This window comes from Streptomyces sp. NBC_00457, assembly GCF_036014015.1.
GTDB lineage: Bacteria > Actinomycetota > Actinomycetes > Streptomycetales > Streptomycetaceae > Streptomyces.
On the sequence record NZ_CP107905.1, the window covers coordinates 10,445,238 to 10,470,972 of the forward strand.

Genomic DNA, 25,735 nt, shown 5'->3' on the forward strand with positions numbered 1-25,735 from the left:
CGTTGGGGTGGTGTCAAGCTCGGCGGGCGCGCACCGCGTGCCCCCCGGCGAGCGCGGCGGCCGCGAGCAGCAGCAGCACCGCGATGGACAGCCAGGCGGTCGTCGGCGTCGGGTCCGGCCGCAGGAAGTTCAGCGTGGCGCCGGGCATCGGGCCGGCCCAGATGTCGTCGCCGTCGATGCCGTGGAAGTCGAGCAGCGCGTCGAGCGGGTAGCCGCCGAGCGGGTGGACGAGGGTCCGCGCGGGCGTCGGCATCATGTCCGGCGGGACTACGTTGCCCCAGAGCCAGTAGCCGACGAAGATCACGCGGAACAGCGGCGCCGGCATGATCAGGGGTACCGCCAGCGCGAAGGCGGCCACGAACAGCAGGCCCGGCACGATCACCACGGCGCATGCGGCCAGCGCCCAGCCGAGCGCATGCGGGGCGCCGGCGTACACCGCGTACGCCGCGGCGAAGCCGAAGTACACCGCCAGGATCGGCACGGCCGTCGCGGCGCCCGCACCGAGGTACTTGCCGACGAGCCGGGCGCCCGGCCGGGCGGGAGCGGCGTCCAGGATCGGCGCCACCCGCAGCCGGTCGTCGCGGATGAGCCGATCGGCGAGCAGGCAGCCGTACCCGATCGACAGCAGCGCGTGCAGCTGGACCGCCAGGCCGACGACGGCGGTCCTGGCCTCGGCCGGCCGCTGGTCGGGTCCGAACAGGTCGCGCAGCAGGCTGCCGCCGATCAGCACGAACAGCACGACGGTCAAGGCGGGCACGATCCACACCGACCGTTTGCGGACCTGCATGCGGAACTCGTACCTCAGGCTCGCGCCGAGCGTGCGCGCGGTCTGGCCGGTCATTCTTCCTCCTCGCCGATGAGCCGTTCCGAGCGGGCCAGCACGACCAGTGCCAGCGCGATGAGCGTGGCCGCCGCGCCCAGCAGCGCCAGCCGGTTCCCAGTCCAGTCGCCGGGCACCGCGCCGCGAGTCGTGGCGAACAGATAGAGCAGCCGCCCCGGCAGGTGCTGCTGCACCAGGCCGGCGAAGAACTGCTGCAACGCCCACAGCGTGGTGACCACCGCACCGGCCGCCGCCGGGCTGCGGAATACGGCACCCGCTGCGAAGCCCACGGCCCCCAGGCCGGCCGTCGGCGCCGCCCAGGTGAGCTGCCCGGCGAACGGCCCGTGATTGGCCGGCCAGCGCGCCCACCAGCCGGTCGCGATCAGCACGGTCGCCGTCAGCCCGGCGACCACCGCGGCCCAGCCCAGCGTGATCGCCATGCGCCGCAACAGCGTGACCCGGTACGGCGTGGGCGCGGCAAGCTGCAGTTCCACGGCCGGATCCCGCCCGACGAGCGAGGCGCAGCCGACACCGGCGGCGAGCGGCACCGCCATCTCCAGGGCGCCGAGCAGGATGCGGGCCGTCGTCGTGTCACCCGGCCGGGGGTTGGCGAGCGCGGCCGAGACGCCCAGCACGACGGCGATCGGCGGACCGAGCAGGGCCGCCCATCCGGCCCGGCGCGCCTCATATTGCCAAAGCGAAAGTGATCTCACATCGGATGGGTAGCGCGCCAACCGCCGTGCGGTTCACCGCCGTAGGGACCAGGACGCCCGGCCATCACCACCGCGGCGATCCCGCACACGGCGCTCACGGCGAGGACGGCCGCGTTCGTGGACCAGACGTCCACGATGAACCCCGCCGCCCAGCCGTCACGGGCGAACACGCTGCCCGCCAGCACCCGCACCGCCCACAGCCCGATGGCCGCGCCGAGCGCGACGTCCGGCCCGAACCGGACGGCGACCAGCAGGCTGACGGAAGACAGCAGCGCCATCGGCCCGAGCCAGGCGGCGATCAGCGCCTTCAGGCTCGCCGCCCCGCCCGCCTCGGCGGAGGTCAGCGCGGCCGAGGCCGCCACCGCGAGCACCAGGTCGTAGCCGAACACCAGCGCGAGGCGCACGAGCAGCAACAGCGGGCCGGCCGTCGGGGTGGCGGCGACCAACTCGGCGGCAGGGTCGCGTCGTGATCGGTACGTGCCGGCGACGCCCGCCGCGGCCACGATGGGGGCGACCAGCGCGAGCACCACGTCGGCACCGGTCGAGGGCCGCTCAACGGCCGCCGTCTGGACCAGGACGATGACCACGCCGAGCGCCAGCACCAGCGCCGAGGCGACGGGCACGGCCAGCCGGATCAGCCGGGCCTCGGCCACGACCAGCGCGGCGGCGTACCGCAGGCGTCTCGTCCAGCTACCGCCGTCGGGTGGGTCGGCCGGCCCCTCGATCGCGCTGCGGGTCAGCACGGCCCGCACCATCCGCGCGGGCTCCGGTGCCCCGTCGCCCGGCGTCGCGGTATCCGCGATCAGCCGCCAGGCGGCGAGGTCGGCGCGGCAGCGCGCGCAGCCTGCAAGGTGTGCGCGGACCCGGTCGCGGTCCGCGCCGCGCAGCGAGCCGGCGGCGTACGCGGGCAGCATCTCGTTCATTCGGGCACCTCCTGGGCGGTGAGCGCGGCGGCGACGGCGGCCCGGGCGTGATGCAGCCGGCTCTTCACCGTGCCGACAGGGATCGCCAGAATCTCGGCGACGTCGGCGAGCGGCAGGCCGGCCACGAACACCAGGGCGATCACGTCGCGGTGGTGGTCGGGCAGCCGGTCGATGGCCGCGGCCACCGGTGTGCCACCCGCCGCCGCGATCGCCAACTCGTCAGGGCCGGCGCCCTGGTCGGGCCGATCGAGCGGGGGGACGCCGATGGTCTCCGGGCCGGACCGGATGCGTAACCGGTTGTGCGCCTGGCGGCGGGCGACCCCGAATATCCACGTGGTCGCCTTCGAGCGGCCCTCGAAGGCGGCGGCTGAACGCCACACCGCGAGCATCGTGTCCTGGAGGATCTCCTCGGCGGTCATCCGGTCGCCGGCCAGCCGGTACAGGTAGCCGAACAGCGCGCCGGCGTGCCGCTCGTAGAGGTGGGTCAGCGCGCTCACGTCACCAACGGCTACCGCACGCAACAGCGCCTCGTCACTGCCCGGCCCGGGCCGCACCATCCGCTCACCTCCTCGCCTGAAGGTAGGTAGCGAGCGAAGGGGCGAATGGTTCACCGCACCTCCGCTCGCCGCGTCCGCGCCTGGGTCGGCAGCGCAGTCGTACGCCCGGCTGACCAGCGTCCCGCGTCGTCTGCGCCGTGGCCGTCGCCCAGCGGTCGGCGAGCAGCTACGGGAAGGCGAGCACGGTGGCATCGTCGGCGGCCGCGATCGCGAGCAGGCCGGCTCGCTCACGTGCGTCTGGTTGATCGGGTCTATGTACGCCACTACGCCCGGCGGCCTATGGGGAGTTCCGTGCGTGTGGCCGCCCCTCGAACCGTGCGTGGCTCATCCTCCCAAGGAAGGCCTCGGCGTGCGTCCCGCCATCAGGCCCGCCAGAGCTGCCCGCGATGAGACTCCCGTCTTGCGGTAGACCCGGGAGATGTGGGTCTCGACCGTGCGGCGGCTCAGGCAGAGTCGTTCGGCGATCGCCGGGCTGGTGAGGCCGTCGGCGACGAGGTCGGCGATCTCCCGTTCGCGGGAGGTCAGTTCGGCGAGGCCACGCTCGGGCCTGTCAGCGGCGGCGGCCACCGCCGGGCCGACCGCCTCGGCAAGACCGGTCAGCATCGCGGAGCCCCCGGCCACGGCGAGCCGCCGCCCCCGGTGCCAGGCCGCCTGCCCGCGCCGCGAGCCGCCCGGGTCCGCCGCCGACAGGGAGGCGCCGAAGAGCAGGGAGAACGCCTCCCAGAACACCGCTGCGCTGCGGGCGCTCTCGTCGGCCGCCGCCACGAACAGGTCCGCCGCCGCCTTGTCGTCACCGAGACCGAGGCGTATCTGCGCGGCGCTGCGCATGGCAGAGGCGCGCTGCACGGGCAGATCGAGCCGCTCGGCCTCCTCGCGGGCCCGCTCGGCCCATTCCTTCGCCGCGTCCAGGTCACCCATGGTGACGGCGGCGGTCACCAGGACCTCCACGAACAGCGGACGCATGGAGGGCTGCATTCGCCGCAGGCCGGGGCCGCCGGCACGCAGGACCGCCTCCCGGGCACGAGCCGGGTCGCCGGCAGTCAGCGCCGCGTAGCCGAGTACACACCAAGCGATGGACGCCCACCAGTTGACGCCCAGACCCGCCGCGGCCACCGCCTCCTCGGCGGTGGCCAGTGGCCGCGGATCGCCGGGTGGGCAGGCGTCGACCAGGGCGTGGGCCCTGGTGGCGAGGACGAAGGCGAGCAGTTCGTCACTGCCGATGCCGCGGGCGATGTCCTCGGCCTCCTCGGACAGTTCCACCGCCGACGCGAGCCGGCAGGTCTGGGTGCGCACGTGTGTCTTGCACAGGAGAAGGTGGGGCAGGAGGTAGATCTGCCCGGTGCGGCGAGCAATGGCCAGGCCGCGATTGGCGTGCCGCTCGGCGTCGGCGAAGCGCTCCAGGAACGCCTCCGCCCAGGCCAGCCGTACCAACGGCTCGCACAGGCCGGTCAGATCGCCGTCCGGCAGCGAGTCCACGAGGGCGGCCGCCCGGCGGGTGAAGTCGTCCGCCGCGGCCGTCTCCCCCTCGTACGCCTCCCCCAGCGCCGCGACGCTCAGCGCACCCGCCACCCCCGTCTCGTCCCCGAGCGAGCGGGCCACCTCCAGGGTGTGTGCCACCTCGGAGCGCACCGCCGGGTACGAGGTGTCGTGCGGGGCCGAGGAGCCCAGCTCCAAGCCCAGCGCCACCTGGTCGGCGAGCGACGGCGCGGGATCAGTGCGGTGCAACTCGCGGCGGAGCAGGGCGACCGCCTCCGAGTAACGCCCCAGGTGGCGCTCCATGACGGCGCACAGCACGACAGCAGACGCCCGCGACCCCGTCCCGTCGCCCGGGTCGGGCAGGGCGATCACCTGGTGCAACAGGTCCCGGCTCTCCCGGAGCCGACCGCCGACGCCCAGCGCCCGGGCCCGCCGCAGCATCAACTCGCGCCGTCTGGCCGCGTGTTCCGGCGTGTGCGGAAGATGCCGCAGCACCACCTCAAGCCAGTGCGCGCTGCTCGCGGGCGCCGTCTGCGCGGCCTGCTCGGCGGCCTCGTCCAGCACCGCCGCCGCCCGAGTGTCCCAGTCGGACAGCGACTGCTCGGCGTGGTGCGCCCGCTCGGCCAACGGGGCGCCGATCCGGGCGAGTTCGGCGCCCACGAGCCGGTGGATCTCCGTGCGCTGCCAGGGGTCGGTGCCGTCGCGGACGAGGCTGCGCAGCACGGGGTGACGCAGCGCGATCCGCCCATGCGTGCCGGTGCGCAGCAGGTCGCGCCGGGTCAGTACGGCGAGATCGTCGGCCAGTTGCCCCGGCTCGTGGCCGGTCACCGGGCCGAGCAGCGCGGACGTGGCGTGGTCGCCCAGAGCTGCAACCACTTGGACGAGCCGGCCTTGCGACGGCGTCAGTGGGGTCAGCTCGTCGAGCAGCAGCGCCCCGAGGCCGGTCGTGGACAGTCGGCTCACCGACGCGCCCTCGCGGTGCGCCTGGAGCAGGGTCAGCAGGTACAGCGGGTTGCCCTCGCTCGCGGTGAAGAGCCGTACGGCCTGGTCGGGGGCCAGGTCAGGGGTGAGCAGTTCGACGCAGTCCCGCTCGCCGAGCGGGCCGAGGACCGTCCGCCGTACCGCGCCGGTCTCCGTGCCGCGCCTGAGGGTCGCCGCAAGCGGCGCGGGGCTCTGCCGGTCGCGGCGGGCGAGGACCAGCAGGACGCGGGCGCGCACGGGGTGCCGTACGAGATGGTCGAGGAGTTCCAGCGACGCGGCGTCCGCCCAGTGCATGTCGTCCAGGACCACGACCAGCCCAGACGCCGCGGCGTGGGTCAACAGGGCGGCGGTGGCCCGGTGCAGGTGGAAGCGGTCCGTGCTGCGGGGAGCGCCGCTCAGCACCGGGGCGACCTCGGCAGCCTCCGGGAAGGATTCGACGGCCTCCGGGGCGAGGTCGGAGAAGGCGTCGGTGAACGGCTGGAACGGGATGTGACGTTCGTACTCCGTCGCCCTGCCGCGCAGCACCGCCGCCCCGCGCCGCGTCGCGGCCAGGCACAGCTCGTGGACCAGCCGGCTCTTGCCGATGCCCGCCTCACCGCCGACGTCCAGCACCGCCGGGCGGCCGGGCACGTCCCCCACCAGTTCCGCCAGCAGCCGGTCGAGCCGCGCGAGTTCCGCCTCTCTGCCGACCAGCGGTGTCCGTTCCGTCGTCATACCCTCACGCCCCCGCGACAGTTGGTGCCCCCGCACATCCTGTCGTATGCCACTGACAACCTGTGGCTTCGTGTCCTCGATCTCACACCGTGTCGACGGCTACGCGTCGACGGCGAGCCGCCGGCCCGAGCGGGTGGGCGGCGATCAGCGCGGGACGGGCAACCCTCGTCCGGGTGGGACGGGTGGGCCGACCGGATGCGGAAACTGCGTGACCGATCTACGTGGGCGGACCGGCAATCGGACGGCCGGTACCAGGTGCGGCCGTCGTTCGAGGCGGCCTGCGAGGTCACGGTCGGCGGCCGGAGACTCGTGGCGTACTCCGGGCACCGCAAGGTGATCCGCCTCGCGGACCCGGGCCACGCGCGAGGATACGGCGGTCCTCACGGACTCGCGCAGCTGGATCCGTACGCTGTGCGAGGTCGACGTCGACTGCAGGCCCCTGCTGGCGTCCGGCGGCCGGGACGGGGTCGTCCGGCTCTGGGATCTGGAGAACCGAGGCGCGCGGATGGCCTCCCTCACCGGTCGCCGCGGCTGGGTGTACGGACTGTGCACGGTGCGGAGCTCGGGGCGCGGCCTGCTGGCCTCGGCGGGCCGGGACGGCGCGATACACATCTGGAACCCGCGCGACGGCCGGCTGGTGCGCACGATCGACGGCTGTCGACCAAGATCAACCTGTCCGCGCGGAACTTCGCGTGGTTGTACCCACCGAAACTGATCTCGACAGTCAGGTCCTCCGCTTCCTGTCCGGCCTGCTGCGGACTCGACGCCGCGGGCTTGCATCCGGTGGCGTCACCTCTCGGCGAACCGACAGGCCTGGCCCGAGTTTCCTGGATAAGTTGATCTTCGAGGGTATCGCTGCAGGTCAGCTTGGCTTTGAGGGGTTCGCAACTGTATGACCTGAGCTTAACGAGGGCCTGGTCCTGCGGTGGTGTCTGGTTCGCACATCAGGTATCTCGCCAGGGGGTCGCGCTAGCTGGGCGGCCACCGGAGAACGTGCGCACCGAACGAGATCAGCGGCGAGCCGGGCCCGCGCACCCCGTCCTCGTACCGCCAGTAGCTCAGGCCGACGGTCCCGGAAAGGAACCCGGCGAGGAAGCCCAGCGCCAGCGGCCCCACCGGGTTGGAGGCCCCCTCCTCGACCACTTGCCCGCCGACTGCGAAGATCGCCACCCCGAACCCGAGCGCCGCCGCTACCCCGGCCAGGCCCAGCACCAGCCACGCCCACCGGCGGCTCCTGGTCGCCGCGACACTGAGCACCTTGAACTTCAGCGGCTTCTGGCAGCTCCCGCATTCCAGCGCCTCCACCCGCCGGCCCTTCTCCGGCCGCTCGATGTCGATCGGATAGAGAGCAAACTGGCGGACGACATGGCTGCTGTGGACGTCCTTGGACACCATGTGCGCATATCTCAGACCTGGATACGGCCCCAATTCCCGCTTACTCATAGCAGCCTCCCTCTATCAGATACCTGTCCGGATCGTCCCGATGGTCGATCAATCCGCCCCCACCAGCTGTTTCGTGCATCCACGGCCCCGTCGGTCGCCGGTCCCCACATGCTCAATCTCCGTAACTCGGGGAGCGCAGGACGTCGTTCACGTCGAAGCTGAACGTCGGCGTCGGGTACAGCGGGTCGGGCACACCCGTGGTGTCGGGCACGTCGTACGGATCGGCGGTGGGCTTGCCCTCGGGGCTGCAGACGTGCGGCGCCGCTGGAGGCGACAGCTGGTACTCGGCCACCCGATCGGTCCTGAATTTCACGTTCCCGCCGGCGATGTTGAGGCCCCCGGACTCGGTGCTGATCTGCTCGGGCAGTTCCTTGCTCTTGAGGGGCCTGCCGACGTACACCGCGACCAGGGCGCCCACGCAGACGCTGCGGTCGTCGGCGTAGAGCTTCTCCGGCGGTTTCACGAGGTGCTCCTTGCGTCCGTCGACGCGCAGCTCGGTCCGCTTCACGGAGTCCATGTCGAAGAAGTAGTCAGGCGGGGCCTCCGTGGCGCCGGGCGTGTACCCTCCGGCGCCCGCCGAGCCGTAGGTGAGCTTCCAGAACTCCACCTGAACGGTGACCGTTTCGCAGAGCGGGCCGGTGTAGCCCGCCACGCTCTCGACGATCTTGACCGGGTCCTTGGACGTGTCGACACCTGCGGCGGGGGCATCGGCCGCTATTCGCACCCAGCTCATAATCTGCTCCGTCGTCCACTCCCCGTTGGGGTGGCAGCCCTTGGCGTTGGTCGGGTAGGGCGGGGAGGGCGTGGCCGACGGGGTGGTCGGGGCAGCGGTGGCAGTGCCGGTCGCGGAGGGCGTGGCGGCCGATACGTCGGTGCCGTCTCTGTCGCCCGAACAGCCGGCCGTCAGCAGCGCGACGGCCGCCAGCAAGGCGGTGACCGGAGCGGCGGCATACCGAGCCGGCCGGCCACCTCCCGTCGGGGTGACGGCGCGGACCAGCCACCGTACCCGGTCTCCTGCAGACTCCAGCAACGTCATCATCCTGACCTGTGCTCAGTGGCTTTCCGGTCGCACGGTTCACCCTCGATCAAGACCCTTTCCTAAGCGGACGCTGAAGAAATCAGTAGAACTACGCAATCGGCTACGTACGTTCGCCGGCCGCGGAGTTGCCGCAGTGGCATCCTCGCCACGGATCGAGCTTCGTGCCCCGGGGCCCCGGGGCTGTCGCGCCGCGATGACGGGAGGGCGGCGTTCGCAGCAGCGGGCGAGGCGCTGGAAGGCGTTCTGCCGGGCGTGGGCCGGCCCGAGGAGAACGGGGTCGTCGGACAGGGCGATGCGGGCGGTAATGCGTTTGCCGACCGGCTCGCGGTGGACTTCGTAGTTCTGGGCCACAGCCATGACGATCTCCAGGTCGTGCTGCCCGATGCTGCCCCGGGCGATCCCGAGGCGGACTGACCACCAAAATCCACCTGGCCTGCGACGGCCGTGGCCGTCCCCTCGCGATCCTGCTGACACTCGGCCAACGCCACGACAGCATCTGTGCCCGGCCCCTCCTGGAACGTATCCACGTCCCGCGCAGCGGCGTCGGACGACCGCGCTGCAGGCCTGACCAGGTCATCTCGGACAAGGCCTACAGTTCCCGCGGTTTCCGCGCCTACCTGGCCCGATCGTCCGGTTCGTCTGGTCGGTGGGGCCCCTTTCGCTCCGTCGCGGCGGCGTGCTGGTGGGAGCGGACGATCGTGGGGTCGAACGAGCCTGGATCTGCTGCAGGGCTTGAGCTGCGGCGTGGGTGCGGCGGGTATCTGCTCGATGTACCGTCTGGCCGGGTCGATGTGCACCGGTTCCGGCGGCTGTTTGACCAGGCCCGCGCGGCGGATCGCACGGATGCCGAGCGGGTGTTGATGCTGCGCGAGGCGCTCGGGCTGTGGCGCGGTGAGCCACTGGCGGGCCTGGCCGGTGCGTGGGTCGAGCGCACCCGGCACAGCTGGGGGCAGCAGCGGATCGAGGCGGTGCTGGCGTGGTCCGAGGCCGAGCTCCGCGTGGGCAAACCGAACGGGGTGATCGGCATGCTGGACGGTCTGGTCGCCGAGCATCCGCTCGTCGAACCGCTCACTGTGGCGCTGATGCGGGCACTGCACGCTGCCGGGCGCAGCCCGGAGGCCCTGGCCTGCTTCGCCGACCTGCAGAAGCGGCTGGTCGAGTAGCTGGGTACGGATCCGGGTGCCGAGGTGCATCAGGCGATCCTGCGCGGCGATGCCACCACGCCCGCGGCCGGTTGTATGCCGTCGGCCGGTGGGGCCCGCTGGGGCGGTGCCGGCGCAGTTGCCGTTGGAGGCACGGGGGTTCACCGGCCGGGTGGAGGAGCTGGCCCGGCTGGACGGGATCCTGGCCGCTGCCGGGCAGCGGCCCGCTGCGGTGGTCATCACGGCGGTGTCGGGGATTGCGGGGGTGGGCAAGACGGCGCTGGCGGTGCACTGGGCCCACCGGGTGGCCGACCGTTTCCCGGACGGCCAGCTGTATGTGAACCTGCGCCGCTTCGACCCGTCCGGGGCGGCGGTGACGCCGGATCAGGCGGTGCGGGGCTTCCTTGAAGCGCTGGGCGTGCCGGCCCAGGGCATTCCGGTGGACTTTCAGGCGCGGGTGGGTCTGCACCGGAGCCTGCTGGCCGGGCGGCGGGTGCTGGTAGTGCTGGACAACGCCCGCGACGCCGAACAGGTCCGCCCGCTGCTGCCCGGCCCTCCCGGCTGCCTGGCCGTGGTCACTAGCCGCATCCGGCTCTCGGGCCTGGTCGCCGCCGAAGGCGCCCACCCCATCGCCCTGGGCCTGCCCTCCGGGGCCGAGGCCCGAGCACAGGTGGCCTACAGCCTCGGCGAAGACCGGGTTGCCGCCGAACCGGACGCCGTGGCTGAGATCATCACTCGATGCGCCCGGCTCCCGCTGGCCCTGGCGATCGCCGCCGCCTGGGCCGCCACCCAGCCTGGCTTGCCCCTCAGCGCCGTCGCCGAGGAGTTGCGCGCCAGCCACGGCAGCCTCGAAGTCGTCGCCGACCGCCGCGCGCCTCCCGTAGGCTGCCGGACCATTCCGCGCAGCGCGTTCGGATCAGCGTCCAACGACGCCGATCCGAACGGCAATCAACGATCCACTCCGCGCGCCAGGGCCGTGACCAGTACACAGAGGCCCCCGGCGCAAGCCCGCGCGCTGCCTCGGCGGCTTACTCGACCAGCGTGAGGTGGAAGTGGTTGTCGTGGACTACGTTGTATCTCATCTTCGCGTTTCCGGCATCGGGCCAGGCACCGGTTCCGAGATTCACCGTCTGCCCGGCGGCATTGGTGTAACTGCCCGTTTCCAGCAATGTCCGGGCCCAGCCCTGCTGTAGCGCGGGAGCGGCGGCTCCCTTTCCGGTGATCGACCGACCGATCGCGTAATAGATTCGCTGCACATCGTCGTCGGCGATCAAGGCGCTGAACCGCGCCCGGGTCTGCGTGACCCATGCCGCGACACGGTCGCGTGACTCCGCGTTTCCGGTCAATGCGGCCTGAGTGTCCTCGACCAACCGGTAGAAGTTGACGGTTCCGTTGAATTGTGGGTTGTTCGGGAAACGGTAGACGTGGAAGAGGTCGATGTCCCGGCCCTCAAGGTGTGTCTGGTGACCGATGTTGCGCCCGTGTTCTCCGGATATGTCATTGATTCGCGTCACCAGTTGCCGGTTGCTCACCAACCAGTCGTAGGTCTGTTGGGACGCCCAGTCGTCCCCGCCCGGGTCCCTGGTGCTGTACCGGTCGAATCCATCGGGCATTCGCCACAGTGGGTGGAACTCCTCGGACAGTTGTGCCGGACTGGTGACCGCGGTGCCGTTGGTCCGCTGTCCGGTCAGCGTGACGCGGTACCGGATGCTGTCGGCCGGCGGTGGAGTGCCGACGACATTGGATTGCGCTCCGCCCCCGAACGTGGCTCGAACCCGCAGGGTGTCGGCATCGACCTGGGTGACTTCCGGCTCACCGACCGCCGCGTCCGTCACCGTCTGCAGCACGTTGTTGCTCGCGTCCAGCAGCTCCACTTTCGCGCGGGTGGCGGTCACATTGGCCGCCTTGCTGTAGTCGACGTCGAAGGTCCGCTGGAAGGTGTTCGCCGCGCCGGGACGTGGGATGCTGAACCGGTCCGAACGGCCCGTCGCCGGTTGTGGGACGCGGTCCTTTCGGATGCCGTTGATGGCCAACGTCGACGAGGCGGAGCTCAGGTCCGCGGAGACCTTCGTTTTCCCGCCGGGTGCACCAATATTGGTCGCCGTCACCGTGAGGGTCACTACGGCAGCGGAGTCCGCCGTCAGCGCGGACACATCGATATACTGGTTGATCCCTCCGGTAATGCCACCGTCGAAAGGGTCGAACCGCCAGATCGGCGGAGTCGTCAATTGTGAGTTCACCGATCTGCTGATCGAAAATAGATTCTGTCCGGCCGGCCCGAGCAGGCTGACGCCCCACGTGTCGTTATAGCGACTCCGCGCTTCCACGTTTTGCGGGTACTCCGCGCTCTGCACCTGATAACCGAGTATGATCTGCGAGGTGCCTTTAGGCACCGTCGCGGTGGCGCTGCGGACCTGTGGCACATTCTCCGCCGCGCTGGTGGCGTCCACGTTAGCGGCCTGTGGGGCAAACACATTCAGGGTGTTCGCCCGCGCTGCGGCGTGATCCTGGCGGAGTTTCACATCGTGCTCGCCCGACGACGTCGCCCGGTCGGCGCTCGCTGCACCGTCCGTGGTGAGGTTCCACGGTGCCACGCCCGCCAGTACGTCCGCCGGAGCGCGCATCGTCAGCGTCAGGGCCCCGTTCGCCGCCGCCGTGAACTCCGCGGCGCCACCGAACCACAGGCCGTCCACGAACACACTGGCACCGACCGTGACAGGTCCGGTCGGTACGTGGTCCAGCACGAGCCGCCCGGCGTCATCGGTGGTCATGGTGGTGTCCACGGTCCCGAACCGCACCGCGACGGGTACTCCGGCCAGCGGCAGGCCGGGCTTGGACGGCGGGGCCTGCAACGCGACCGTCACCCGGAACAGGCCGGGCGCGAAGGACACCTCTTCCGCGTAGGACAGGCCCGCCGCGTCCACGGCCTGAACGGTCAGCGTTGCCTCGCTGGAAGACAGCGACGCCAGAACGCCTGTCAGCCTGGGTACGTCGGTGGCGACGACGGCGCCGTCCCGCGCGACACCGAACAGCGCGGTGAGGTCCTGCTCGGGGTCGGCCGGGGTTTCCAGGGTGACCATCTGCACGGATGCCATCGGGACGACGGCACGATCCGACTCCCGCCGAAAACGCAGCGTCACCGATGGCGTCGCGGCGTCCAGGCCGCCGTTGACCAGTTCGTCCATCGTCAGGGTGCTGGGCTCGTACGTATCCTCACCGTCGAACAGGACTACCCGCACATCCGTGGTCTCGCCCGCGACCACCGTTGCCGAGGCCGACCCCTTGGCCAGGGAGGGGAGGATGACGCTCACGTTCGCCTGTCCCGCGGACCAGGCAACTGTGGCCGTTCCCGACGCATCGGTGGCGCCGGCATCGACGTCGTTGATCCGCACGAGGGCGGTGTCGGGCAGCGCGGAGCCGTCGTCGAACACTGCGGAGATCCGCAAGGTCCCGGTATCCGCCGAGGCAGGCGCACCAGAGGAGGCCACCGCGAGCGGACCGGACATCGGCACCACGGCGGCGATCAACAACACCATCAGCAACCGCCATTGCCGACGCCATCTCGTTGAGGGTCTGTGTCGCCTTGTCATCTCGAACATGCGCACACCCTTCGCCGGTTTCCTGCGCTCGAAGGCACGGACGGCTCCGCCCGGTGCACCAGATTGGTGCACCGGGCGTGGCGGCGTCTTCGTGATTCCGCGCAGATCTGCCGGCCGCCGGCCAGGCGGACTTGTCAACTTCCACAAATCCGCATCACCGGCAAGGTCGGCCCGGCTTCTCGGTCTTCGTCGCGGTCGGCTGACGGCTCACGTGAGGCTCGGTCAAGGCGTCAACCTGTATGGCGGTTTGGGCTGGTGGAGCCGCCGAGGCTGCGTGTTTCACTCACCGCCGCGGGTGATGCCGTAGACCAGGGCGATCAGTCCGCCGGTGCGGGTGATGCGCCGTGCACGTCGAGGTGGCTGGGGTGTCGCTCGGCCTCGACCAGGTCTTCGCGCCGACTCGCACGGCCATGCCGACGGGGATGCTGAGGAGGAACAGTGGCTCGGTGAGATCGAGGGCATCGACCTGACCTTGACCTTCGTCCGCGCCAAACGAGCCGGCGCGACGCGCCTCACGCGCCGAACCCCGTAACCCGGATCTTCCCCGTGTAGGTGAGGCGGAGATCGGGTGTCAGTGTGTTCTGGGCTCTGGCGCTGATCTTAAATCTGCACGCCGGCGAGAAGCCCCAGCTGGGCCAACCGACCGCCTCCACGCGGACAACCCAGGAACGGTGGGTGCCGATGACGGGTTCACCGGCACCCTGAGGAACCTTCGACTGTGCCTGCCAGCTCCACTTCGCCACCCCAGACCATGAACGGACTGAGGTGGAATCGGGCCCCGATGTCAATCCTCGAAGGATTTCCGAGTCCGATCACTTAGGTACAGGTCTAACGTCGGAGGTGTTCCCGGCTGCGGGGAGATGCGATGACGGGACTGAGCGCGATGACCGGCCTGGCGTGGGTGCCGTAGTCCTGCACGCTTCGCGTCGACCTCGGCGAGCCTGACCCGCCACCTCGCGCCCAGCCCCCACTTCACCCGGTAGGCCTGGGCATACATCTCGCTGCTGGGCAGCAGCGTGACCTTGGAGCATGTTGAGCCGGTCGAAGCGGGCATCCATCAGCCCGCGCGGGTTTCGAAGTGGTTCTGCGCGGAGCCGTCAGGCAGCGCGAGCATCACTTCGCGGAACGCCGGCCCGGTCCGTCGTCGGGGAAGACTGCCACAGCGCCGTCGAGAGCCATATCAACGTGGCACCGACGACGATGTGCAGCGCGCTCGTGAACACCGACTCGGGCAGCGCGGTCAGAAACGCGAGCAGCGGTACTGCGACGGCGTACGCCCATGACGGCACCTTGGGGAACCTGCGGGCGCGGATCGTCGCCGCCCCGAACAGGGCGCATCCCACGGCGAAGACAACGGCCGAGCCGAGGAGTGCGGGAATAGTGGGGCCTGTTAGTTCCGCGTCGATGACCGCGTCGTCGAGGTAGAACAGCACGAGGTTCGAGGTGAACGCGGCCCCGCCGAACAGGCCGAGGCCGATGAGGTTCACGACGTAGGCGGTCTCGCCGAATCGGCCAGTCGCCTGGCTCTGCCGCTGGTGGAGCGCGCTGAGGAACGGCAGGGAGAACGCGGGGGAGAGGGCGAGAAGCAAGCTGGTCGCGGCGGTTTCCCCGGTGAACGCCTCGACCAGTGAGGGCAGGGCGATGAGCAGGCCGGACAGCGCCCCGCAGAGGGCGCCGAGGCGGGTGAGCCGGGTGGAGACCGGTGCAGTGCTGATCGGCGAGGACATGTGGACCACTCCGGTTCGTCGAGGGGCAGGTCAGGGCCGCAACGCTAGGGAGTGACGGGTCGGCGGAGGGAGGTGCACAGCGGCGAAAGCGGCCGCTGGAAGTCACCAGCGCACGGGCGGCACCGGTGCCGTTCGGCATGTGCCGAACGGCCATACCTGACCGGAGCCTTCCCGTCCGTGTCGCCCCGCGCATGGACCCGGCCTAGCCTGGCGGCAGCATCGGGCGGGTGGGGGGTGTGCATGGCGGCGTATGTTCCGGTCCCGTGGGTGTCGCCGCTGCTGTACGGCGCGGTGCTCGCCGGCGGTCTCTACTACCTGGCGGCGGATCTGGGCAACGGTCCAGTGCTGGTGTCCTGGCGCACGGCCGGCTTCGTGGCGGGGCTCGCGGCCCTGTTCGCAGTGGAAGCGGTGGGGCGCCGGTGGAGCGAGGCCAGGGTGCCGCTCCTGCTCGCCCGGTTCGGCCTGACGGCCGCCGTGGTCGCCCTGGACGCCTCGGAACTGTCCCAAGTGCTGTTCGTGCTGCTGCCGTTCACGGCCTACTTCGCGTTCGGCCGCACGGTCGCGCTCGCGCTGGCGGCGCTGTGCGTGGCCGGACTGCTCACCGGCTATCTGCTGACCGCCCCCGGCTGGTACCGCGACATGGAGTACGTGTCCGACCTGCTCATGCTCGGCATCGGCCTGGTGCTGGCGATCTCGATGGCGGCTGTCGCCGTCGGCGAACAGCGGACCCGGCGTGAACTGCAGGAGTACGCCGCGCGGGTCGCGGAACTGTCCGCCGCGACCGAGCGCAACCGGCTGGCCCGGGACATCCACGACAGCCTCGGCCACCATCTCACGGCCATCTCGGTGCAGTTGGAGATCGCCTCGGAGTTCCGCACCCTGGACCCGGACGCCGCCGGACGGGCGATGACCGAGGCCAGGCACTCGGCCAAGCTCGCGCTGGGCGACGTACGGCAGTCCGTGCGCGCGCTGCGCGACGAGGCCGCACGCCCGTCACTGTCAGCCGCACTCGAGGGCTGGGCGCGCGACAGCGGTACGGGACCGTGCGTCACCGTCGAGGTGAGCGGCGACGAGGACGGATACAGCGCGGCGGAACTGACCGCGTTGTACCGGGCCGCGCAGGAGGGGCTGACCAACGCGCTGCGCCACGCGGGAGCCTCGCGGGTGTCGGTGGCCGTCCGGTTGACCGAACACGGCGCGCGGCTGGCGTTGGCCGACGACGGCTGCGGCTTCACGCCGGACACGGCCACCGCCGGATTCGGCCTGACCGGCATGAAGGAACGGGTGCACCTCGTGGCAGGCAGCGTGGACATCGACAGCAGCCCGGGCCAGGGCACCCGGCTCACGGTCGTCGTTCCCCGGGGTGGAGGCGAGCGGTGAGCGAGGAGCCGACGACGGTGCGGGTGCTGGTGGTGGACGACCAGCAGCTCATCCGCGACGGCATCGCGTCGCTGCTCTCCATCCGGCCCGGCATCACGGTCGTCGGCACGGCGGTGAACGGGCGGGAGGCCATCGAGAAGGCGGTGGAACTACGGCCCGACGTCGTGCTGATGGACGTACGCATGCCGGAGCTGGACGGCGTCGAGGCCGTCGCCGTGCTGCGCGGCCGGGCGCCGGAGTGCCGGGTCGTGATGCTCACGACGTTCGACGACGAGGAGTACGTGGTCCAGGCGCTGCGGGCGGGCGCCAGCGGCTATCTCCTCAAGGACCTGCCGGCCGACGAACTCGCCCACGCGATCCGCCTGGCACACGCCGGAGTCACCCAGCTCGACTCCTCGGTGGCCGGCCGCCTCGCCGCCGCCCTGCCGCCACCTGCCCCCGTCCCGGCCCCGGTGGTCGCCCTCAGCCCGCGCGAGATCGACATCCTGCGGCTCGTGGCGCGCGGCCGGACCAACCGGGAGATCGCCACGCAGCTGTTTCTCAGCGAGGGCACCGTCAAGAACCACATCTCCCGCATCCTCAGCCGCCTCGCCCTCCGCGACCGCACCCAGGCCGCCCTGCGCGCCCACGAGCTGGGCCTGCTGTGAAGCCCACCGCGAAACCAGTTCCCCGCGAGCCACCAGCCTCCTGGGGCGAGACTCTCGTCCGGCGCAAAGCCCTGCCGGCCTGGCTCCATCACCCTAGGACAGGCTGTTGATCTTGCTGCGGACCTTGTTCACGATGGTGGCCGGGAGCGTCGCGTAGCCCTGGAAGCTCAGGTCCTCCTGGCCCTCGGGGCCGGCGATGTACGTGAGGAATGCCTTGGTGGTGGACCACGTCGCCGGTTTGTTGCCCTTGTCGCAGACGATCTCGTACGTGACCAGGTCGATCGGGTAGGCGCCCGCGGCCTTGGTCGCATAGTCGAGCTTGAGCACGAGGTCGTCGTCGGCACCGGCGATTTCGGCATCGGCGAGCGCCTTGGAGGCCGTAAGGACACTGGCGGCGACCGGAGCGGGGGCGCCGGTGTCGATCGCGACCGTGGGAATGCTGCGGGCGATCGCATACGACAGCTCGACGTAGCCGATCGCACCCACGGTCTTCTTCACGTGTTCGGCGAGGCCCGAGGAACCCTTGGCGGACTGGCCGCCCTTGGCCATCCACACCTTGTCGTGCCCGTACGACCACGCACTCGGTGCGGCGGCGCTCAGGTAGGACGTGAAGTTGTCCGTCGTGCCGGAGGAATCGGACCGGTGGGACGCCTGGATCGGTGTCGACGGCAGCTTGGCACCGGGGTTGAGCTTCGCGATCGCGGGGTCGTTCCACTTCGTGATCTGCGCGTCGAAGACCTTGGCGAGAGTGGGGGCATCCAGGACCAGCTTGCTGACCCCTGGCAGGTTGTAGGCGATCGCGATCGGGCCGCCGAGCATCGGCAGGTGGACGGCTCGACCGCCGGAGCAGACGCTCTTGGACTCGGTGATCTGGGTGGCGCTCAGCGCGGAGTCGGAACCCGCGAAGGCGGTCCTGCCCTTCAGGAAATCAGTCTGTCCGGCACCCGAGCCGTTGCCTTCGTAGCTGATCCGGGTGTTGGGGCAGGCGCGCATGTAGTTCTTGATCCAGAACTGCATCGCGAACTCCTGCGCAGTCGAGCCGGAAGCCGACACAGCGGCCGCCTTGCCGCACTTGACCCCGCCGGCACCCGTCGTGACGGCGGGCGAGGCAGCCAGGGGCGTACTGCCAGCGGGCCGGGAACCGCCGCCCGAGCCGCAGGCCGCCAGGAGCAGAGCGCCACAGATAACCGCCGAGCCGACCGCCGGCATGCGCAGCCCGCTCTTCCGCTGAAGCTTCACTTTTCGGTGCTCCATTCTGTGGACCGCCGCCAGGGTCGGCGCAGTCCTGATGATAACCATCCGTAGTGAGACAGTCTCTTTGGGTAATCACGCAGGAGTCCGGCCCTTGCGCACGTCGAGTGGCCACTGCGGATCGAATGGAGGGAGGCTGGAAGGGGGCGGTCTGCGGTGAGGCGGGGCGATCAGCGGATGGGAGGAAGCCCATGAGGGTCGGAGTTCTGACCGGTGGCGGCGACTGTCCTGGCCTCAATGCCGTGATCCGCAGCGTCGTCCGCAAAGGCGTCCAGGAATACGCCTTCGACTTCGTCGGCGTGCGGGACGGCTGGCTCGGTTTGCTCCAGGGCAATGTCATGCCGCTGGACATCGCCGGTGTGAGGGGAATCCTCCCCCGTGGCGGAACCATCCTCGGCTCCTCCCGAACCAACCCTTTCAAGCGCGAGGACGGCTTGCGGCGCGTGCGGGACACCCTCGCCGAGCACGACGTGGACGCGCTCGTGGTGATCGGCGGTGAGGACACGCTAGGTGCTGCCACCGAGCTGAGCCGACAGGGCATCCATCTGGTCGGCGTGCCGAAGACCATCGACAACGACGTGTCCGGCACCGACTACACCTTCGGCTTCGACACCGCCGTAGGTATCGCGACCGAGGCCATCGACCGGCTGCACACCACCGCCGAGTCGCACATGCGCACCCTGGTGGTGGAGGTGATGGGGCGGCACTCCGGGTGGATCGCCCTGCACGCCGGCATCGCGGGCGGCGCCAACGTGATCCTCATCCCGGAGCGGCCCTTCGACATCGATGACGTCTGCGAACAGGTGAAGAGCCGATTCAAGATCAACTACGCGCCCATCGTCGTGGTCGCCGAAGGGGCAGTCCCCAAAGAGGGACAGATGATCCTCAAGGATCAGACGCTGGACGAGTACGGCCATGTGCGGCTGTCCGGCATCGGCGAATGGCTGACCCGGGAGATCTCGGACCGCACCGGCAAGGACGCCCGCACCACAGTCCTGGGCCACATCCAACGCGGCGGCACCCCGAGCGCCTTCGACCGGTGGCTGGCCACTCGCTTCGGGCTGCACGCCATCGACGCGGTCAAGGACGGCGACTTCGGCGTCATGGTCGCCCTGCGGAGCACCAGCATCGTCCGCCTCCCCCTCGCCGACGCCACAGCGAAACCCAAGAGGGTCGACTCGTCACTGTACGACGAGTTCGAGGTGTTCTTCGGCTGACCGGCCGCGGCGCTCGCCACATCGCCGTGGGACCTGCCAGTGCGCCGCGTGGTGCGGAACTGCGTGCGTGACCGGACCGAGTCGGCCCTGCTGTTCAGGTCAGCGCGGGTTTACCGGAGGCGTGGAACATTCCCGCCAAGATCACTTCAAGCCCAATTGCACTGGCGAGTTCGAACCCTCACCGGCGAAGATGGCACGCATGGATGACCAACCCGCGCGCTGGAGCCAGGCAACCATCTATCCCGACATGTGGGCTGACCCGGACGACGACCCCCGTAACAGCGAAGGAGCCAGTCCGGATGGGGAGTTGGCGACGCTGCTGGACTTCCTGACGGGCTATCGCATGACGCTGGCGATGAAGTGCGAGGGTCTGGACGCGGAGCAGCTGGCCCGTCGTTCGGTTCCGCCGTCCACGATGTCGCTGCTCGGCCTGCTCCGGCATCTCGCCGAGGTGGAACGGGACTGGCGCAACTGGATCAGCGACGGGGATCCGCTGCCGAAGCTGTACGGCGAGCGCGACGCGGACTTCCACGGAGCCGTCGCCGACCAGGCCCTGGTCGAGGCCGCGTACGCCGATCTGGCGCGCGAGCAGGCCGCGACCGACGCCGCGCTGGCCGAGCACCCGGATCTGGGGGAGCGTCTGGGGAAGGACGGCACATCGGTCCGGGAGCTGATGGTGCACCGGATCGAGGAGTATGCCCGCCACTGCGGTCACGCCGACCTGTTGCGGGAGTGTGTCGACGGAAGGGTGGGCCAGTGACGAGGGCGGGCCAGTAGAGTCGCGGCCGTGGATGCGTTCTTACCGTTCCTGGCTCTGATCGCCGGCCTTGCCGCAGTTCTGGGGTTCTTCGCGTGGCTGGCCTTGCGTATGCGCCGTCGGGGTCTCACGGGCGGGGCGATGAGCGCGGCCTTGGCTTCCTATGAGGAGGCGTTCCGCATCACTGCTCACGAAGCGCACGTTGAGATTCGGGCACAGGCGGAACGCAAGGCACCGGTCCTGTCGCCTGACGCTCACTGGGGGCGAAACCCTGGCGACGCGGGTCACGTGGGTGGGGAGGACCGTCGCCCACTTCGATCGCGTCCGTCCCGCGTGCGACGGGGGCTTCGCCGCTTGGTTCACGGTCTGGTGCGGAAGCGGTAGGCGCGCGGACCGGAGGCCCGGGATCGGGTATGGCCGGCGTCATCGGGTCCCGTATGCCGGACCCGCAGTGGCGTCAAGGGCGACTGGGAGGAGACGCTGCGCGAACGGTCGGCTCTCCTCGACGTGAGAGACCGGGCCGAGCACGCCCCCCGAGGCCGAGCGGGCGTGGATCGACCTCGTCCTCGCTCTCGCCCGAGCCCACGAGGTGATGAGGTGGACTTCCCTGTCGACGTCGCCCTCGCCGAGCTCGTCCCAACGCTGGCGGTTGGGGCGGGCCGACGGTACGAAACGAAGTTATGGCCGGGGTTTCAGGTTGTCCGGTGTCCGGGGTATCGGACATGGGTTCTCGTCTCGAGCCGCTCTTTGCGGAGCGACCTCACATGCGCACGTCACGTGTCACGAAGCTGCAGGTGCTCCGGTGGAGACGTAGAAGCTGGCAGTCATCTTCGTGTCCCCCGCCGTCCTCGCTGAAGTGGCCTGCTCCAGAGTCAGATGAGCAACACGCGATTGGTCAGCGTCGGCGAGGTGAAGGCGTGGAGGTTCGCCGACACCGAGTCAGGTCTGCTGTTCGTACTGGAGCTCGGAATACCGTTGGGCAGCGATGTCCTTCGGGGTGCCCACGATCAGGTTCATAGTGGGGACATCGTTGTCGATCGCCTCCCCAGCTATTTGCGCGAGGAGCACGAGGTCACCGTCGTCCGGTGCCATGTCCCAAGGGTCGGAGAACCCGCCGATCTGAACGCAGATTCGGTGCCGGGCTCCGCTGGAGGCCCTGTCCAGGACGGCGTTCTCGAAACGGTCCAGTACTTCCTCTTGTCCGTCGCTGTCCGCAAATGAGCGAGTCTCCGGGGCGTCTCGCCAGTCCTCGTGGAGGGTCAGTCCGGTCACGGGATACAGCGTGCGTGGTTCATAGACCTTCACCTGCCTTTGCTCACCGTCGAGTTCATACGCCGCGGCACGCTCCGTGGTCTGAACTCCGGCGGGGACATGGAGTACCACGGACGACTCCGGCTCGTACTCGATGGAGGTGAAGAACAACAAGTGCCCGTCGGCGGGCAGTTCGATGTCCAGAGCATCGTGGGGCAGGGCCGCGCAGTCGATGGTCAGCACGAGAGGCTTCTTCCCCTCGGGCCAGCCCACTGAGTGCGGCAACGAGGGGAGCCCGCCCGTGCGGGCGGCCGGCCGAGCGCCCTCCCGCTGGGCGGGGGGCAATTCCTCGCGCAGGACCAGATAGACGCACGGGCGGGAGCGCTCCATCAGCTCCTGTGCGACAGCGCCGGGGACGCCGTGCTCGTTGGCCATCTCGTGAACGAGCCGTTCGTGGATGAAGGTCATGCCTGGGATCTTGCCACGGGCCACTGACAGCTCTTTGGCTGTCGCCGCTCCAGGGTGGACGGCGGTGAACCTTCCCCTTGATCGTGCACACCAGGAGACTGGGATCTGAGGTTCGAGAGGAAGCAGTGCCAGGTGGGAAGCAAGTACACGAAGCGGTACACCGAAGAGTTCAAGCGGACGCGATCGTGCTCGTCGACTCCTCGGGCAAGACGGTCACGGCGGTCGCCCGGGAACTCGGCATCAGCTCCGCGTCCCTGCGCAGCTGGTGCCGCAAGGCGAAGGCGGAGCAGGGCGAGGACACTCCCGGCGAATTGAGCAGTGCCGAGCGCGAGGAGCTCAAGCGGCTACGGCGGGAGAACCGCGAGCAGCAGCAAACGATCGAGGTCCTGAGAAAAAGCGCCCGCCTTCTTCGTGAAGGAGAACGAGAAAGCGGGCGCGAGAGGGAAAACCGCGGTAGCTCTCGAAGCGCGTGACCTTCTTTCAGGTCGTGCGAGCCGTCCGTGTTGAACTGCTCCGGGCAACCGGCCTCCCGCGGGTCCTTCACCTTCAGCAGCCGCGATGATCGCCTTGATGCGATGGGTCGACGAGGGTGTGGCCCCGGACGAGATCCTTCAAACACACAGAGCTGTGGCCACCCAGCGTTCCGGCCGGGGGTGGCCACAGCCCTCTGTACGGGCCGTCAGGCGAGGGTGACCTCGACCGGCAGCTTCTTGATGCCGTTGACGAAGTTGGAGCGGACCCGGGGGACGTCGCCGGCGAGGCGGATGCCGGCGAGGCGTGGGATCAGTTCCTCGAACATGATGCGGATCTCGGTGCGGGCGAGCAGGTTGCCCAGGCACAGGTGGGGGCCGCCCTTGCCGAAGGTGAGGTGGTCGTTGTTCTGGCGGGTGACGTCGAAGTCGTACGGGTTGCCGAAGACCTCTTCGTCGCGGTTGCCGGAGGCGTACCACATGACGACCTTGTCGCCCTCCTTCACCTGCTTGCCGCCGAGTTCGACGTCTCGTGTCGCGGTGCGGCGGAAGTGGTAGACGGGCGTGGCCCAGCGCAGGAACTCCTCGACGGCGACGGGGATGAGGGAGGGGTCTTCCTGGAGCCTGGCCAACTGTTCGGGGTGCTGGATGAGGGCCAGCACGGAGTGCGAGATGGTGTGGCGGGTGGTCTCGTTGCCGGCCACGACCAGCAGCAGGAAGTAGTTGTCGAAGTCCTGCGCGGAGAGCGGGACGCCGTCGCGCGGGGTCTGGTTGACGAGCCTGGAGATCAGGTCGGTGCCGGTGCCGCCCCGCCGCCGGCGGGCCAACTCCCGTCCGTACTCGAAGACCTCGAGCGAGGCCGGGCTGCGGAAGGGCAGGTCCTTGTACTGCTCGCTCTCCTGGCTGTGGAGGAGGACATCGGCGTAGTCAGGGTCCGTGTTGCCGATGATCCGGTTGCCCCAGTCGATGAGCTGCTGGTTGTCCCCCGGGGGGACGTCGAGGAGGCGGGCGAGGACGTTGATGGGGAAGTCGGCGGAGACGTCGGCGACGAAGTCGAACGTGCCCTTGGCGAGGGCCGTGTCCAGCGTCCTGGCGGTCAGGCCGCGCAGGAAGTCGGCGTACTCGTTGATGACGCCCTGGCCGAACTGGCGCTGCAGCAGGCTGCGCATCGCGCGGTGGCGTACGCCGTCCAGTTCCAGGATGGAGGCGCGCTTCTTGATCTGGTCGTCGTCGAGTTCTTCGAGGTTGACGAACTTGGTGGAGGTGAAGGTCTGCGGGTCGCGTCCCACGCGGGCGATGTCCTCGTGCCGGGTGACGGCCCAGAAGCCGTGGTTGGGCTCGGGTTCCGGCTGCCAGTGGACCGGGTCCTGGTGGCGCAGGGTGTGGAGCATGCGCCAGGGGGTGACGCCGTCGAGGAACTTGTCGTTGTCGGCGAGGTCGACCTCGTCCAGCGGCATCGGGTCGTCGGGGGCGTGGTGTGTGTCGGTGGTCTTCAGGGTGCTCGTCATGGTGTGCTCCTGGAGGGGCGCTCAGAGGTGGTAGGAGTACTCGGCGAACTCCCAGTCGGTGACGTGTCGTTGGAAGCGTTCGGCCTCGTCGCGCTTGTAGGCGAGGAAGGACGCGGTGAAGTCCTTGCCCAGCAGTTCGACGAGCGCCTCGTCGGCTTCGAGGGCGTCGAGCGCGGCGGTCAAGTTCATCGGCAGGACCTTGGACTTCTCCAGGTCGTAGCCGTAGCCCTCCAGCGGTGCGGGGGGCTCCTTGCCCTCCTGGACGCCGAGCAGGGCGGCGGCGGTGAGAGCCGCGATTGCGAGGTACGGGTTGGCGCTGGCGTCGCCGAGCCGTACTTCGAGGCGGGCGCCGGAGCCGCGCTCGGGCGGGATGCGGACCATGGCGCTTCGGTTGTCCAGGCCCCAGTTGATGAGCCAGGGCGCGAGGGTGTCGGGCCCGAAGCGCTTGTACGAGTTGACGGTCGGGTTGAGCAGCGCGGCGAGCGCCGGGGCGTGCGTGAGGAGGCCGGCGAGGGCGTGCCGGGCGTTGTCGGCGAGACCGAAGGCGCCGGCTGGGGCGTCGAAGACGTTGCGGCCTTCGGCGTCGACGCAGGAGAAGTGCAGGTGGAAGCCGGAGCCGCCGGAGTCGTTGAAGGGCTTGGCCATGAAGGTGGCCAGCTTGCCTTCCTTGCGTGCCAGTTCCTTGACAGCGGCCTTGAAGCGGAACGCGCGGTCGGCGGCGTCCAGGGCGTGGGAGTGGGTCAGGTTGATCTCGTACTGGCCGCCGTCGAACTCGTGGTTGCCGGTGATGACGCCGATGTCGAGGTCGCGCAGCTGCCGCAGGGTACGCAGCAGGTGGTTGTCGGGGTCGGCGCGCAGGCCGGCGGTGTAGACGGACCCGGTGACGGCGGGGCTGCGCCGCCAGCCGTTCGGCGCGGTGGCGTCCTCTTCGAGGAGGAAGTACTCCAGCTCCGGGCCGAGGATCGGGCTCAGACCCGCGTCCGTACACCGGGCCAGCACCGAGCGCAGCAGATCGCGCGGCGACTCCGCGGACGGGCCGCCGGTCGCGGGGTCGGTCGTGTCACCGAGACACCACGCCACGCCGGGCTCCCAGGGCACCCGTGCGAGGGTGCTCAGATCCGGTCGCACGGAGATGTCGGGCAGGCCGGCCTCGATGCCGCCCTGGATCGCGACGACGTCGCCGCGTGGGGTGGTGTGGTAGACGGCGCGGCAGAAGGCCAGGCCGTGCTCGCAGGCCGACGGCAGGTGGTCGAGCAGTACGTCGCGGGCCCGGTCGGTGCCGATGAGGTCGGGATAGGTCACCCGGACCACGTCGATGCCCTCGGCGGCGAGCCGGTCCTGGTGCCGGCGGACGGATGGGGTGTCGTGAGCGCTCACCGATGTCTCCTCGGCGGATTCGGGCACCTCTCGGGCCTCGGGCCCGGGGGGAGGGTGGCGGAGCGAAGACTGGAGCCGGGGCGCCGGGCGATGCCGCGGTCGTGAAGCCCCGGTCAATCATTTGAAGCCAAACGGTATGGAGGTGGCCACCTTCCCGCAAGGGGGTGCACCAAAGAATTTATCCATCTGGATAGGTATTGACCAGGGCGCGGCGGCTTCCTATGTTGTTTGAAGCCAAACGAGTCAGGGGTTCGGTTCTCCCGTACCCCTTTGGC

At 70.0% G+C, this 25,735-nt stretch carries 22 protein-coding genes and 2 pseudogenes; 9 read left to right on the forward strand and 15 right to left on the reverse strand.

Translation table 11 applies throughout. The features are described from left to right. Nucleotides 1-13 precede the first annotated feature (13 nt). From OG828_RS47705 to OG828_RS47730, 6 genes are all read right to left on the reverse strand, one after another. Nucleotides 14-841 carry a hypothetical protein gene (locus OG828_RS47705; protein WP_328504731.1) on the reverse strand — a complete coding sequence of 276 codons (828 nt, stop codon included), beginning with the start codon at nucleotides 839-841 and terminating at the stop codon, nucleotides 14-16. Continuing rightward, on the reverse strand, nucleotides 838-1,533 hold the full coding sequence (locus OG828_RS47710; RefSeq protein ID WP_328504732.1) for a hypothetical protein: 696 nt from the start codon (nucleotides 1,531-1,533) through the stop codon (nucleotides 838-840). Before OG828_RS47710 ends, OG828_RS47705 begins: the two co-directional genes overlap by 4 nt. Then, nucleotides 1,530-2,456 carry a zf-HC2 domain-containing protein gene (locus OG828_RS47715; protein ID WP_328504733.1) on the reverse strand — a complete coding sequence of 309 codons (927 nt, stop codon included), beginning with the start codon at nucleotides 2,454-2,456 and terminating at the stop codon, nucleotides 1,530-1,532. Before OG828_RS47715 ends, OG828_RS47710 begins: the two co-directional genes overlap by 4 nt. Then, a complete protein-coding gene (locus OG828_RS47720) occupies nucleotides 2,453-3,013 on the reverse strand; it encodes an RNA polymerase sigma factor (protein ID WP_328504734.1) in 561 nt (186 codons plus the stop codon). The genes OG828_RS47715 and OG828_RS47720 overlap by 4 nt, the downstream gene beginning before the upstream one ends. A gap of 4 nt (nucleotides 3,014-3,017) precedes the next feature. Then, nucleotides 3,018-3,179: a DUF6207 family protein gene (locus OG828_RS47725; protein WP_328505060.1), complete on the reverse strand. Its 162-nt coding sequence runs from the start codon at nucleotides 3,177-3,179 to the stop codon at nucleotides 3,018-3,020. Nucleotides 3,180-3,337: 158 nt separating this feature from the next. Beyond that, nucleotides 3,338-6,184: a helix-turn-helix transcriptional regulator gene (locus OG828_RS47730; RefSeq protein WP_328504735.1), complete on the reverse strand. Its 2,847-nt coding sequence runs from the start codon at nucleotides 6,182-6,184 to the stop codon at nucleotides 3,338-3,340. Between the two features lie 400 nt (nucleotides 6,185-6,584). On the opposite strand from OG828_RS47730, the gene OG828_RS49810 reads away from it, so the two are divergent. Further along, nucleotides 6,585-6,899 (forward strand): WD40 repeat domain-containing protein, encoded by a 315-nt coding sequence (locus tag OG828_RS49810; RefSeq protein WP_443060321.1) that lies wholly within the window; start codon nucleotides 6,585-6,587, stop codon nucleotides 6,897-6,899. Nucleotides 6,900-7,153: 254 nt separating this feature from the next. On the opposite strand, the gene OG828_RS47735 is transcribed toward OG828_RS49810, so the two are convergent. The 3 genes and pseudogenes from OG828_RS47735 to OG828_RS47745 form a co-directional block, all read right to left on the reverse strand. Next, on the reverse strand, nucleotides 7,154-7,627 hold the full coding sequence (locus OG828_RS47735; RefSeq protein ID WP_328504736.1) for a hypothetical protein: 474 nt from the start codon (nucleotides 7,625-7,627) through the stop codon (nucleotides 7,154-7,156). Between the two features lie 112 nt (nucleotides 7,628-7,739). Continuing rightward, nucleotides 7,740-8,657: a hypothetical protein gene (locus OG828_RS47740; protein ID WP_328504737.1), complete on the reverse strand. Its 918-nt coding sequence runs from the start codon at nucleotides 8,655-8,657 to the stop codon at nucleotides 7,740-7,742. 282 nt (nucleotides 8,658-8,939) lie between these two features. After that, nucleotides 8,940-9,056: pseudogene (locus OG828_RS47745) on the reverse strand (ATP-binding protein); the annotation flags it as partial. 2 nt (nucleotides 9,057-9,058) lie between these two features. Between OG828_RS47745 and OG828_RS47750 the strand changes: the two are divergent. The 3 genes and pseudogenes from OG828_RS47750 to OG828_RS47760 all read left to right on the forward strand — a co-directional run. After that, nucleotides 9,059-9,292, forward strand: a pseudogene (locus OG828_RS47750) (transposase); the annotation flags it as partial. Between the two features lie 72 nt (nucleotides 9,293-9,364). Then, the gene (locus tag OG828_RS47755) at nucleotides 9,365-9,829 is read left to right on the forward strand and encodes an AfsR/SARP family transcriptional regulator (protein WP_328504738.1); all 465 of its coding nucleotides are present in this window, start codon (nucleotides 9,365-9,367) and stop codon (nucleotides 9,827-9,829) included. Nucleotides 9,830-9,917: 88 nt separating this feature from the next. Continuing rightward, nucleotides 9,918-10,853, forward strand: coding sequence for a hypothetical protein (locus tag OG828_RS47760; protein ID WP_328504739.1), 936 nt, complete (start codon nucleotides 9,918-9,920; stop codon nucleotides 10,851-10,853). Here the strand turns inward: OG828_RS47760 and OG828_RS47765 are convergent. Continuing rightward, nucleotides 10,837-13,344 (reverse strand): hypothetical protein, encoded by a 2,508-nt coding sequence (locus OG828_RS47765; protein WP_328504740.1) that lies wholly within the window; start codon nucleotides 13,342-13,344, stop codon nucleotides 10,837-10,839. The genes OG828_RS47760 and OG828_RS47765 overlap by 17 nt on opposite strands. Nucleotides 13,345-14,504: 1,160 nt before the next feature. Further along, nucleotides 14,505-15,134 carry a hypothetical protein gene (locus OG828_RS47770; RefSeq protein ID WP_328371360.1) on the reverse strand — a complete coding sequence of 210 codons (630 nt, stop codon included), beginning with the start codon at nucleotides 15,132-15,134 and terminating at the stop codon, nucleotides 14,505-14,507. 240 nt (nucleotides 15,135-15,374) lie between these two features. On the opposite strand from OG828_RS47770, the gene OG828_RS47775 reads away from it, so the two are divergent. Further along, nucleotides 15,375-16,514, forward strand: coding sequence for a sensor histidine kinase (locus OG828_RS47775; protein WP_328504741.1), 1,140 nt, complete (start codon nucleotides 15,375-15,377; stop codon nucleotides 16,512-16,514). Further along, entirely contained in the window at nucleotides 16,511-17,161 is a 651-nt protein-coding gene (locus tag OG828_RS47780; RefSeq protein WP_328504742.1) for a response regulator transcription factor, read from the forward strand. The genes OG828_RS47775 and OG828_RS47780 overlap by 4 nt, the downstream gene beginning before the upstream one ends. Before the next feature lie 93 nt (nucleotides 17,162-17,254). On the opposite strand, the gene pstS is transcribed toward OG828_RS47780, so the two are convergent. Next, complete coding sequence (gene pstS, locus OG828_RS47785; protein WP_328504743.1) at nucleotides 17,255-18,400, reverse strand: phosphate ABC transporter substrate-binding protein PstS; 1,146 nt, start codon at nucleotides 18,398-18,400, stop codon at nucleotides 17,255-17,257. Nucleotides 18,401-18,603: 203 nt separating this feature from the next. Here pstS and OG828_RS47790 point away from each other — a divergent pair, with 203 nt between their 5' ends. Together OG828_RS47790 and OG828_RS47795 are read left to right on the forward strand one after the other, a co-directional pair. Next, a complete protein-coding gene (locus OG828_RS47790; RefSeq protein WP_328442237.1) occupies nucleotides 18,604-19,629 on the forward strand; it encodes a 6-phosphofructokinase in 1,026 nt (341 codons plus the stop codon). Nucleotides 19,630-19,819: 190 nt separating this feature from the next. Next, entirely contained in the window at nucleotides 19,820-20,389 is a 570-nt protein-coding gene (locus OG828_RS47795) for a DinB family protein (RefSeq protein ID WP_328504744.1), read from the forward strand. A gap of 936 nt (nucleotides 20,390-21,325) precedes the next feature. Here the strand turns inward: OG828_RS47795 and OG828_RS47800 are convergent. Further along, complete coding sequence (locus tag OG828_RS47800) at nucleotides 21,326-22,105, reverse strand: DUF1963 domain-containing protein (RefSeq protein WP_328371371.1); 780 nt, start codon at nucleotides 22,103-22,105, stop codon at nucleotides 21,326-21,328. Nucleotides 22,106-22,230: 125 nt separating this feature from the next. On the opposite strand from OG828_RS47800, the gene OG828_RS47805 reads away from it, so the two are divergent. Further along, entirely contained in the window at nucleotides 22,231-22,578 is a 348-nt protein-coding gene (locus OG828_RS47805) for a transposase (protein WP_328505061.1), read from the forward strand. Nucleotides 22,579-22,784: 206 nt separating this feature from the next. Here the strand turns inward: OG828_RS47805 and OG828_RS47810 are convergent, their stop codons facing one another. Beyond that, nucleotides 22,785-24,083 (reverse strand): cytochrome P450, encoded by a 1,299-nt coding sequence (locus tag OG828_RS47810; protein WP_328371374.1) that lies wholly within the window; start codon nucleotides 24,081-24,083, stop codon nucleotides 22,785-22,787. 21 nt (nucleotides 24,084-24,104) lie between these two features. Continuing rightward, nucleotides 24,105-25,460, reverse strand: a complete 1,356-nt coding sequence (locus OG828_RS47815; RefSeq protein WP_328504745.1) for a glutamine synthetase family protein — start codon at nucleotides 25,458-25,460, stop codon at nucleotides 24,105-24,107. Nucleotides 25,461-25,735 lie beyond the last annotated feature (275 nt).